This is a genomic window from Cupriavidus sp. GW823-FHT06D04 (assembly GCF_058795055.1).
Map to the genome: position 1 here is coordinate 1 of NZ_JBXAHL010000021.1, position 11180 is coordinate 11180.

General features: G+C 62.7%; 8 protein-coding genes and 6 pseudogenes. 8 read left to right on the forward strand and 6 right to left on the reverse strand.

Features of this window, described 5'->3' with window-relative positions; all coding sequences use genetic code 11:
* Nucleotides 1–119: 119 nt before the first annotated feature.
* From AC1Q7H_RS23445 to AC1Q7H_RS23475, 7 genes and pseudogenes are all read left to right on the forward strand, one after another.
* Nucleotides 120–548, forward strand: a complete 429-nt coding sequence (locus AC1Q7H_RS23445) for a hypothetical protein (RefSeq protein ID WP_492381787.1) — start codon at nt 120–122, stop codon at nt 546–548.
* 34 nt (nt 549–582) lie between these two features.
* Nucleotides 583–1522, forward strand: a pseudogene (locus AC1Q7H_RS23450) (phosphate acetyltransferase).
* Nucleotides 1523–1526: 4 nt separating this feature from the next.
* Nucleotides 1527–1775: pseudogene (locus AC1Q7H_RS23455) on the forward strand (acetate/propionate family kinase); the annotation flags it as partial.
* A gap of 58 nt (nt 1776–1833) precedes the next feature.
* Nucleotides 1834–2278, forward strand: a pseudogene (locus AC1Q7H_RS23460) (SDR family oxidoreductase); the annotation flags it as partial.
* 32 nt (nt 2279–2310) lie between these two features.
* Nucleotides 2311–2565: an RNA-binding protein gene (locus tag AC1Q7H_RS23465; RefSeq protein WP_492381788.1), complete on the forward strand. Its 255-nt coding sequence runs from the start codon at nt 2311–2313 to the stop codon at nt 2563–2565.
* Nucleotides 2566–2678: 113 nt separating this feature from the next.
* Complete coding sequence (locus AC1Q7H_RS23470; RefSeq protein ID WP_492381789.1) at nt 2679–3629, forward strand: hypothetical protein; 951 nt, start codon at nt 2679–2681, stop codon at nt 3627–3629.
* A gap of 579 nt (nt 3630–4208) precedes the next feature.
* A pseudogene (locus AC1Q7H_RS23475) lies at nt 4209–4322 on the forward strand (IS630-like element ISCARN39 family transposase); the annotation flags it as partial.
* Here the strand turns inward: AC1Q7H_RS23475 and AC1Q7H_RS23480 are convergent.
* The 6 genes and pseudogenes from AC1Q7H_RS23480 to AC1Q7H_RS23505 all read right to left on the reverse strand — a co-directional run.
* Nucleotides 4319–4756, reverse strand: a pseudogene (locus tag AC1Q7H_RS23480) (winged helix-turn-helix domain-containing protein); the annotation flags it as partial. The pseudogenes AC1Q7H_RS23475 and AC1Q7H_RS23480 sit on opposite strands and share 4 nt — an antisense overlap.
* Before the next feature lie 396 nt (nt 4757–5152).
* Nucleotides 5153–5416: an RNA-binding protein gene (locus tag AC1Q7H_RS23485; RefSeq protein WP_492381790.1), complete on the reverse strand. Its 264-nt coding sequence runs from the start codon at nt 5414–5416 to the stop codon at nt 5153–5155.
* Between the two features lie 24 nt (nt 5417–5440).
* The gene (gene fabI / locus AC1Q7H_RS23490) at nt 5441–6223 is read right to left on the reverse strand and encodes an enoyl-ACP reductase FabI (RefSeq protein ID WP_492381791.1); all 783 of its coding nucleotides are present in this window, start codon (nt 6221–6223) and stop codon (nt 5441–5443) included.
* 2 nt (nt 6224–6225) lie between these two features.
* Nucleotides 6226–7404: an acetate/propionate family kinase gene (locus tag AC1Q7H_RS23495; protein WP_492381792.1), complete on the reverse strand. Its 1179-nt coding sequence runs from the start codon at nt 7402–7404 to the stop codon at nt 6226–6228.
* An 11-nt stretch (nt 7405–7415) separates the two neighbouring features.
* Nucleotides 7416–8357 carry a phosphate acetyltransferase gene (locus AC1Q7H_RS23500; RefSeq protein WP_492381793.1) on the reverse strand — a complete coding sequence of 314 codons (942 nt, stop codon included), beginning with the start codon at nt 8355–8357 and terminating at the stop codon, nt 7416–7418.
* Between the two features lie 78 nt (nt 8358–8435).
* Nucleotides 8436–10721 (reverse strand): DUF3141 domain-containing protein, encoded by a 2286-nt coding sequence (locus tag AC1Q7H_RS23505; RefSeq protein WP_492381794.1) that lies wholly within the window; start codon nt 10719–10721, stop codon nt 8436–8438.
* Nucleotides 10722–11037: 316 nt separating this feature from the next.
* On the opposite strand from AC1Q7H_RS23505, the pseudogene AC1Q7H_RS23510 reads away from it, so the two are divergent.
* Nucleotides 11038–11163, forward strand: a pseudogene (locus AC1Q7H_RS23510) (MgtC/SapB family protein); the annotation flags it as partial.
* Between the last annotated feature and the right edge of the window lie 17 nt (nt 11164–11180).

The following is an 11180-nucleotide window of genomic DNA, read 5'->3' on the forward strand; positions in this document are numbered from 1 at the left end:
CAATCCGGAACGGATTGAGCCAGCAGAACTAAAGCAGGTTGCGTGAGGTGACGTGACAACTACGTTGACAATCGCCGGAAATGGCGCCGCTTCCGGTCAACCCGCGTGAGCTGTCATTCGTGAAGGAAGCACTGGATTCGATCGACAAAGGCGGCTACGCGGAGGCGCTCGCGCGTGTCGCTTTCCTGATGGCGCACAAGGATGAGCCACTCCCGCTTTCCCGGCTGCAGCTCGCGCATGAACTGATTGAAGAGTACCGGGACCTGCTCCCCGAACTCGCACCCGACGCGGCGCGCCGTATCGGCGGCGAGCAAGAGATCATCGCGCGCTATGAAGCGGAAAGGGCGGTCGAGACGCTGCCCGTGCTGGTCGCCGGGCGGAAAGACCGGAATCGGCTGCTAACGCTGTTGGAACGCGTGCTCGCCGACGAGCGCGTGCAACGCATCCAGCCCTCGGCCGAGCAGAAAGCGATGCTCGCGCGTATCCGTAGAGCCTTGGCGGGAAAGCCGGAGCGCGTGCGCCGTCCGGCCACGCTCGCGCGTGCCTGAGCGCACCAGGAATGCTGCCGGCGACGGAGTGCAAGTGAACACGAAGCACGAGAAGTACCAGCGGCTGATTGATTTCTGCAAGTCCATTCCGGCCAACGCCGACGGCGGTGGTGCACCCCTGCGACCAGAGTTCGCTGGAAGGGGCGGTGGAGGCTACGCAGATGGGGCTGATCGCCCCCATCCTGGTCGGCCCCAGGGCGCGCATCGACGAAACGGCCAGGGCCGGCGGCATCGACATCAGCCCGTATCCGATCGTCGACGCGCCCTTCAGCCAGGCGGCGGCCGCCGCCGCCGTGCAACTGGTGCGCGAAGGCAAGGCCGAGTCGCTGATGAAGGGCAGCCTGCACACGGATGAGCTGATGGCGGCGGTGGTCAAGGGCGATGCCGGCTTGCGCACTGCCCGGCGTGTCAGTCACTGTTTCGTGATGGACGTGCCGGACCATGAGGAGGCGCTGATCATCACAGACGCCGCCGTCAACATTGCTCCCACGCTCGCCGAGAAGGCGGACATCCTCCAGAACGCCGTCGATCTGGCCCATGCGTTGCAGTTCAAGGAGGTAAGGGTGGCGATCCTGTCGGCGATGGAGACCGTCAATCCGAAGATCCCGTCCACCATCGAAGCTGCGGCGCTGTGCAAGATGGTTGACCGTCACCAGATCACTGGTGCGATCGTCGACGGCCCGCTAGTCCTCGACAACGCCATCAACCTGGAGGCCGGCCGCATCAAGAAGATCGATTCGGCGGTTGCGGGCCGCACCAACGTGCTGCTGGTGCCCGACCTGGAGGCCGGCAACATGCTCGCCAAGAGCCTGTCCTTTCTGGCCGGTGCCGATGCGGCCGGCATCGTGCTCGGCGCGCGGGTACCTGTCATCCTCACCAGCAGGGCGGACTCCGTCTCGACCCGGCTGGCGTCCTGCGCGGTTGCCGCGCTGGTGGCAAAGGCCCGCCGCGAGTCGGGCAAGGCACCGGGGTAATGCCATGGCCGACGTGATACTGGTACTCAATGCAGGCTTGTCGAGCATCAAGTTCAGCGCCTTCGGTGCCCACGGCGACGAACCGGATCTTGTGCTGCGCGGCAGTCTCGACGGCATCTACACGTCGCCATCCTTTCGTGCCACCAACGCGTCGGGCGCGGAGGTGGAGACGAAGCACTGGGGCGATGGCACCGAACTGGGACATGGCGGCGCCATCGCCTTTCTTGCGGAGTTCCTGCGCGGGCACGGGGAGGGGCACCATCTGGCCGCCGTGGGGCACCGCGTGGTGCACGGAGGCGTGCAGTTTGCGCACCGCCGAGGGCTTCAGCAAGGCCATGGACGTCTCCTGCCATTCCTTCATCCGCTTGGCGCGGCTGGCCGTGCCCCTAATGCCGGACGGCGGCACGATGTATACGATGAGTTATTACGGCGCAAACAGTGTGGTGCCGAACTATAACGTAATGGGTCCGGTAAAATCCGCGCTGGAGGCGCGTTTCGCGCTACCTGGCCTACGAGCTCGGCTCCAAGGGCATCCGGGTGCATGCGATATCGCCGGGACCGCTCAAGACCCGCGCCGCCTCCGGACTGAAGGACTTCGACCTGATGCTCAACGACGCGGCGCAGCGCGCGCCAGTGGGAGAACTGGTCGACATCCTCGATGTCGGTTTTACCTGCGCGCTTCTCGCGACGCCCTTTGCGCGGCGGCTGTCGGGAGAAACGCTGTATGTGGACGGCGGCCTCAATATCATGGCGTAGCGCGCCGCGGCTGCAACTGAGGAGAGTGAGTTATGTCCTTGCTACTACTGGAGAATATCGAGAGCGGCACCACCGATGACGAGATCAAGGCATTCCTGGTCAAGTACGGCTTCCCACCGTTCGACGAAATCGAGCATGTTCCGGGGGACGGCTCGCGGCCAGCCGTGACGCTGACCTTCCACTCCCTCGATCCGGATGCCTTGCGCAAGCTTCAGCCGCGCATCCACCATATGTTCTGGAAAGGCCACAACCTCAGCGCGGTGGTCTTGGCGGAGCGCTATAGCTGACCTCGCAGAGCAGGGCGACGCGCGGTGAAGGGAGTTGTTGCATGAGTATTCTGAACTGGCTGCGCCGGCGTGAGGCCGGCGCGCACCCGCATGACGAGCAAGAGATTGCCGGATTGACGGAGCGCGTGCTCGGGCTCAGCCCGCGCCTGCGGCTGGTGCCGCGCTATGGGCAACGGCTCGGCCCCGCGATCGGCATGGCGCTCGATTATGTACGGGACCTCGTAGCCGGCCTTCCAGCGCCACGGGAAGCCAGCGTGCTGGCGTGGGGATCCGACCCCTATATTCACGCCTTCTTCGGCACCGCGCATGACGTGGAGCTCGCCTTCAGCCGCTCATCGGACCTGCGCGAGTTTTTCGAGGCGTCGGCGGGTGCGGACGAAGCGTACGCCGTGCTGGGCATGACGATGACGGAGCGCCGTACGCTGGGCATGGCCCTCGAAGGGGATGTGATGCGTGCCGAGGTGCCGCAGACCACCATCAGCTTCAGTGACCATGAGGTCCGGATTTGCGGCTCGACCGATGCGGCGCTGCGCGAGGAGATCGCCCGGCGAATGCTGGATCAGATGGCCCTTCAGAGCCTTGCCAATATTGCTACCGACACATCGCGACGCGATGTGCTGGAGCGCGAGCATGGTCTGCTGAAAGCGCGCTTGCGCCTGCTGGAACGGCAGAGCACCGGTATGCGTTCGGTGATGGGCGGCGGCGACGAGCAGGCGGACACCGGGGAACGGGCCCGGCTGCGCGAGCAGATCGAACAGAACGGCAGGGAGCTGGGCGAACTGGGTGACAAATCCGGCGCGCTTGAGCGCCAGTTGGAAGGCATGGTGGCGGTGTTCAAGGATGCAAGGTCGTGCTTCTCCATCGAAAGCCGGCGCATGCGGCTGAGCCTAATGAATGTGCTTTTGCCGGAAGGCAGCACGGTGCCCGGGCATGAGCTGGAGTTGCTGACGGCGCGCGTTCCCGGCGATCCGCCGCTGGTGCGTACGTTCGCGCTGGTGCGCTTTGCACGCGCAGCGATGTTGTCGTGCACGAGCCTGCTCGACGAGGCCTCGCGCATGCTGTAGCGGCGAGCTGAAGAAGGTGGGTTTTTGGTGTTTCATCGTTTCATCAAAGTTCAGAAAAATGCAAAGCAAGAAATTCCTGATGGTGGCCGCCCTTGCAGTGATGGCGGGTTCGGCGATGGCACAGCCGGAAACCAAGGTGGACGTCACAAAGGCGCCAGGCCAGGTGACCGTGGGAGGGATCACCAGCGTGACCACGGTGACAGCCATCGACGCTGGCCACCCTGAACAGCGAGCAACGTCTGGCCAGAAGGCGCAGCGACGCCAAGCCGCTGTGGGAGCAACTGCATGCCTGGCTGCAACTGGAGCGGTCACGTGTACCCGATGGCGGCATCACAGCCAAGGCACCCGACTACAGCTCCAAGAACTGACCGCCGCTGACGCGCCACCTCCTCGATGGGGAGGTGAGCGTGGATCTTGAAGAAGCTGATCCGTCCATGGGCCCTAGGACGGAGAACGGCTGTTCAGGCGTGTAGGTAGGCGGGTCAATACGTCGTTAAGCTAGGCCCACGGATCGTGCCCGTTGAGCTTGGCTGAATTGCACCAGGCTGATCACGACCGCGGCACGCTGGCCGGCCAGTTCGCTGCCGGCGAACACAGCGGCTGATTGTCTTCATTGACGAGTCTTGGCTCTCGGAGCGACCCACGCGCGTGCGCATCTTGGCTCCGAAAGGTCAAACTCCCGCGTACACTTTTTTGAGCGCTGGCCAGGTCTTTTGCTTCCACGCTAGCACGACGTCCTCGTCGCGTTCGATAGCGATCGGTCTGGGCGTTGGGGCGAGAAGCCGAGCGAATCCAGAATCCGCCAGGCATAGGCCTCGTTGCAGGACACCCCGAAGCGTTGCTCGATGAGTAGGCGCACCCGTTTGAGCGTCCACAGTTCGGTGCCAAAGCCATGCTCCGAGGGGCACTGTAGCAAGGCACGGCACAGTTGCTCGCGCCGCGTATCGTCGAGCAACGACGGCCGTCCACGGGCCGTGGTGCGCAGCGCGTCTGCCGCCTTCATCCAGTCGCGTCTTTCACGTGCACACCGTCTGCCGTGCCACGCCCACCGCAGCCGCAACCTCCGCGACCGGCTTGTTCGCTAGCATCCGTCCAGCGCGAACCCGCCTTCTGGTCGCTTCGTCCATCTTCCCAGCTATGCAATCGACTCCCGATCAACGCCTTGATTGATCAGATAACGCGTCAGACTCGAATCGGTTGTCATGATTTATACAAGTCTCAAAAGTATTCCTTCGTGCCGGATGCACAACGTTGCAAGTTCCTTGGGGAAGAACGTCGATAATAGCGGCTTAAAGAAGGGCGAGACGTCTTCGCAGCGTTCGGCTTAGCTCCGACGCAAGCCGCCGTCTATGGGCCGTGGCTCTCCAGCATTTGAGTCCCGAGCCGGGCTGGGAAGGTAATGCTCTTCCGTTTATGCCCGCGCTTGGGCTAATTTGTGAAAGTCGTTGACGTCGGGTGCCGTTGCGAATTCGCAAACATCATTAGCGCGTACCTGGCAGAGTAGTCCGCGCCCAGCATTTTTCCTAGGCCGCGTTGCTCACATCCCAGAACGAAAGGATGTGCACGCCGAGGCGGCAGCGATGCCAATACATTCCATGCAGGCGTTGGCGTATGATGTTCATCGTCATCCCGTTGCCGCCCTCGATGTCGACCAGCGCGGCAGGGTGTTCGTCGTTCTCGCCGATTAACTGGATGTCGCGGCAGGCGGCGTGCGAATAGCGAAATACGAGGGTGCGCAGATCCTCGATCGTGGCTCGCGGAGGCAGTCCGATAATCAGTAACTTCATAATGGCGCTCGCACAAAAGATGGGTTAGCCGTTCATGATGCTGACGCCACCATCGACGAAGATGGTGTTGCCCGTCATCCGCCGCGCGTAGGGTGTCGCCAGAAACGCGCAGGTGTAGCCGACGTCCATGATGTCGACCAGTTCGCCGATCGGTGCTTGCGCGGCGGCTTCGCTCAGCAGGAGATCGAAGTCCTTTAGCCCGGACGCAGCCCGCGTCTTCAACGGCCCAGGTGAGATAGGATGGACGCGGATGCGCTTCGGGCCGAGTTCGTGCGCGAGATAGCGGCAGGTTGCTTCGAGCGCCGCCTTCACTGGGCCCATCAGGTCGTAGTTCGGCACGACGCGAGTCGCACCGAGGTAGCTCATCGCAAACAGGGAGCCGCCTTCATCCATCAAAGGCGCGGCGAGACGCGCCATACGGATGAACGAGTGACACGAGATGTCCATCGCTTGCGCGAAGCCTTCTGCCGAACTGTTCAACAGACCGCCTTGCAGATCGTTCTTCGGTGCGAACGCGATTGAATGGATGGCGACGTCGAGCCGTCCCCACGTGTCGCGAATCGAATCGAAGACGGCCTCGAGTTCGCTAGGTTTCGATACATCGAGCGTCAAGAGAATCGAAGCGCCCAATTCCCGCGCGAGCGGTTCAACGTAAGTCTTTGCCTTCTCGTTCAGATACGTGATGGCGAGTTCCGCCCCAAGCTCGCGGAATGCCCGTGCACATCCATAAGCGATCGAATGCTCGTTCGCGATGCCGACGATTAAAACCTTGCGGCCCGCGAACGGCTGCGCAGAAGGCTTGTCCATGCTTACTCCTCCAGCCGGTGCAGTGCGTGCCGGGCAATCATCAGTTCTTCGTTGGTCGGGATGACCCAGACATCGACAACGCTTTGCGGGTCGCTGATGCGCGGTCCGTGCTTCGCATTCCCCTGCGGGTCGAGCGAGACGCCAAGCCATGCCGCCGAGCGACACACGCGCTCGCGCACGGGGGCCGCATATTCACCGATACCCGCCGTGAAGACGATCGCATCGAGGCCGCCGAGCGCTGCCGTGAGCGAACCGATTTCGCGCGTGATCCGATAGCAAAATAGGTCGACGGCAATGGCCGCAGCGGGCGCGTCGCTCGTGAGCAGAGTGCGCATGTCGCTTGAAATGCCGGAGACGCCAAGCAACCCAGAGCGCTTGTAAAGCAGTGATTCGATCGCACGGGCATCCATGCCGAGCTCATCCATCATGTACAGGATGACACCGGGATCCAGGTTGCCGCAGCGTGTGCCCATGGGCAGCCCGTCCACCGCAGTGAATCCCATTGTGCTGGCAACGCTCCGACCGGCCACGAGCGCGCACATGCTGCTGCCATTGCCCAGATGGGCAACGACGGTGCGGCCCGCGGCGGCGGTAGCGTCGACATCCGGCAGGACGCTGGCAATGTACTCGTAGGAAAGCCCATGAAACCCGTAGCGCCGAACGCCGCGCTGGGTGATCTCGGGTGGCAGCGCGAAGCGGGTCGCCACGTCGGGCTGGGTATGGTGGAACGCCGTGTCGAAGCATGCGATTTGAGGTACCACCGGGTTGCTCGCCTGGATCGACCGGATCGCCGCGAGGTTATGCGGCTGATGCAGCGGCGCGAGGGGAATGAGCGCTTCCAGTTCGGCCATCACCTTCGCGTCGACGCGTACGGGCGCCGAATAACATTCACCACCGTGCACGACGCGATGGCCGACGGCGAGCAGCCTGGCGTCGCCCGCGTGTCCGCGTAGCCATTCCAGCAGGAATGCAATCGCCTTGTCATGGCCGAGACGTTCGCCCTCCGGCCAGCGCTTGTCGTCGATTATCTCGCCGCTTTTCCGTTTGACCTGAAAGCGCGGGTTGGTGTAGATCTCCTCAAGCTTGCCGCCGGCGATTGGGTCAAGCGCGCGGTCACTCGCCGCGAATGCATGAAACTTGATGCTGGATGACCCCGCATTGATGACCAGAATGACGTCCATGCGTGAACCCTTTAGACGATGGCGGCAGAAGGCTTCTCGCGCCGCGCAAGTGCGACGAGCGAAGCGACCGCGCACGACGCAAGCCGCGTGATCACCGAATCGGCACGGCTGGTGAGAATGATGGGAACCCTCGCGCCAAGCACGATGCCGGCGGCATCCGCACCGGCGAGAAATGACAGGCTCTTGGCGAGCAGATTGCCGGCTTCGAGGTTCGGTACGACGAGCACGTTGGCATGCCCGGCCACTGGCGACGAAATGCCTTTTATCTTCGCGGCCTCTTCGCTGATCGCATTGTCGAGGGCGAGCGGGCCGTCGAGAATCCCACCTGTGATCTGCTGGCGGTCGGCCATTTTGCACAATGCGGCGGCGTCGAGTGTCGACGGCACCTTCTGGTTCACGGTTTCCATCGCCGACAGGATCGCCACCCGCACGGACGGAAATCGCAATGCCTGGGCGAGGTCGATGGCGTTCTGCACGATGTCACGTTTTTCATCGAGTGTCGGTGAGATGTTCACGGCTGCGTCGGTGATGATCAACGCGTCGGCCTGGCCGGGCACGTCCATCACGAAGCAATGGCTGACGCGCCGTTCGGTGCGCAGCCCGGTGCCTCGCGTGACGACCGCTGCCATCAGTTCGTCCGTGTGCAGCGAACCTTTCATCAGTGCTTGCGCCTTGCCTTCATGCACGAGTTGCACGGCGACTTCTGCCGCCGCGTGACTGTGTGGCACGTCGACGATGGGCAGATCGCCGAGGTCGAGGTTGCCTTCCCGTGCAGCCGCCTCGAGCTTGGCGCGCGGCGCCACTAATATCGGCGCAATCAGACAGAGGCGCGCGGCTTCGATCACTGAGGACAAGGAGTCGTGATCGCATGGGTGCGCAACGGCGGTCGGCATTGCCGGCAGCGTTGTCGCGAAAGCGATCAGCCGCCCATATTTTTCGCGTTTGTGTTCCATGTCGTGTGCCTTCGATTGGCTAAACTTCCTGGAGCCCGACAGCGATCAACCACCGGGCACGCGCGCTCACACGCGCTGTTACTTGACCTGCTGGCGGGCGTTGGCACGCGGCGCCGATTTCGCCTTCGCTGCCGACTCAAAAATGGTCAGAACGCGCGCCAGATCGGCGCGTTCTTGTTCGTCGAGCGGCAGCGTGGTGCTGAGCTTTTCGATGTCGCGTGCGGCGTTACGGACCTCCGCGGGCGGCGCGCCGGACAGCATGCCGGGTAGTGCATCGATTGCGGCATCGGCGTCAAGGCGCAGCAACGTGGCTTGCTCGCGAACAACCTGCTTGAACGAAAGAATGCCGCGATCGGACAGCGTGCCGAGCATGGCGCGCGCGAGATTGAAGCCGCGTTCATCAGCTTCGCGGTGCGTACGACGCACAAAGAGCAGCGCGCGCGCACTCGCTTCGATGAGGCCGCCCGTTGTCATGCTATGGCGCAACCGTTCGTGTTCTGCGGCGATCGCTGCGTGACGATCGTCTACCTCGCCGGAGTCTTCCGATACGGCAGATCGGCCGTCGTCGCGTTGCGGGGGAAGCCCGGCGATGGCCTGCAGCCAGGGGGCGCCGTAGATGGCTTCGAAGAGCTGTTCGACCGCCGCGTCACGTATGTCGCGATAGCAATTCAGCGACGCCTCGATCGAGTCCGATACCACGCTTTGCACTTGCCAGAATGGATTATCGGCAGGGGCGGCTTTGCGCGACTCTCGCACGCTTTGCGCAGCCTGGGCGACGCTCGATGCCAGCGGATGGCGGTCCGACCAAGACTCGTAGGGGATCCGCAGTGGATGAAACTTGCTCGCGAGATCTGCGCTCCACGGCGTTACGCACAGGCGTAGCCACGGTTGTACAAAGCTGCGATAGAGGCCGAGATTGAAATTGGACACATAGGCTGCTGTTGCGAAACGACGGTCGCTTTCCGGGTCTGGCTGCACGATCGCCCGCACATCATCGATGCTGCGCGGCGCGATCGACAGCACGTGATCGCCTTCGACGAGGTCAGCATGCGGCGTTGCTTCGGTCCTCGCCCCCATGTGCGCTTCATACAGGCCGGACGGCAACAGGTCGATGAGATCGATGTTGCTCACGAATTCGCGATGCTCCTTGCGGCCCGTACTGCTCGACACGAAGATGCCGAGATGGCCGATGTTGTCATGGGTTGCGTAGACGATGGTCTGGTCGTGCCCGAACAGGTCGGCGTCGTCGCGATACAGGTCGGTAATCCAGCCGAGCGCCTGGGGTGGCGGCGTGATGTTGTCACCGTATGAGCAGAACACGACAATCGGCGAGCGGATATTGCGCAGGTCGAGACGCACGCCACCCGACATAACGATATCGCCGCGCGCGAGCCGGTTGCCGACGAATAGGTTGTCGACGATGTATTGCATTTCTGCCGCGTTGAGGAACACGTGGCCGCCCCAGTATTTTTCGAAGCCTAAATACCGTGGCGCTTCGATATCGATATTCGCATACAGGTTGTTGTACTTTTGCCAGAGTGTGTTGGCCGGGTTGAGGTTCTCGAAGTTCTGCACGAGCCACGCGCCGTCGAAGCGGCCGTCGCCGAGATCGCCCGTGAGCGCGGTCAGCCAGGAACCGCCGAGCAAACCTCCGGAATAGCGCATCGGATTCTTGCCGCGCCAGCCTGCCCAATACGAAACGGGCGCGCCCGCGACGATGATCGGCCCGAACAGCTCAGGTCGCATCGCGGCTGTCATCAGTACCTGCCAGCCTGCCTGGCAATTGCCGACTACGGCGGGCTTTCCAGGACTATCCGGATGCAGTTCGATGACTTTCTCGAGGAACGTCGCTTCGGCATGCATGACATCTTCGACTGTCTGACCGGGTACGGGGTCAGGAAGGAAGCCTACGAAATAGCACGGATGTCCCGCTCGCAACGCGGCGCCGATTTCGCTGTCGCGCTTGAAGCCGCCAATGCCCGGCCCGTGCCCCGCGCGCGGGTCGAACACGATGAACGGACGAAGACGGCCCGCGTCGCGCGCTTCGGTGGCATTGCGATCGGGTTGCAGATCGTCAGGCGAAATGATGCGCACGAGGCCGTAGCTGACCGGTCGCGGCAAGGTGCGCCCATCCAGGATCAACTCGGCAGCGAAATCGAGCACATTGGGTGTGCGCTCATGCAAGTGCGCTTGGTATTGGTTGCCGCGCTCGCGCATCACGTCGGCGAACAGCACATTGCGCTGCCACGCGTCGATTGCGTATTCAGCGCCCGCGTTTGGCAACGTCGTTCCCGGCGCAAATGCGTAGGGCAAGGCCGTAGCGGGATCATCTTGCGGATCGGATGACAGGTTCATGTGATGCATGCCGCATTAACCTCCTCAAAGAGTCCGCGCCAGTGCCTGGCGTCTCGTGGCCGAGTTCGCGGAACGTTTACGACCTGGTCATCACCATACTCCCTGTCATGATGACAATCAAGTCAATATGGGGGAGAAATCCGGAGATTTTGAAGGGTTCCGGCGTGCTCACGCTGCTTGCCTCATGTAACGTGGCCGATAACGATCCCGGGACACGTCGTGCATCGTAGGGCTCGCGCATTTTTGGGCTCGACTGAGAACTGCGGGCGTACGCGGGCTCACGGTTATGAATGCTTGTGTGCCTTGTTAGGTCGCGCTCTGCCCCGGCATCGGCTTCCTTTTCGCGGGGGGCATCATGATGGACGACATGAGCATCCGCGGCCTCACGACCGCGGCATCGATCTGGGCTGCCTCGGCCATTTTCGGTAATCTATCTCTTGCGACGGGTGGTCATTACGCCTCTAATGA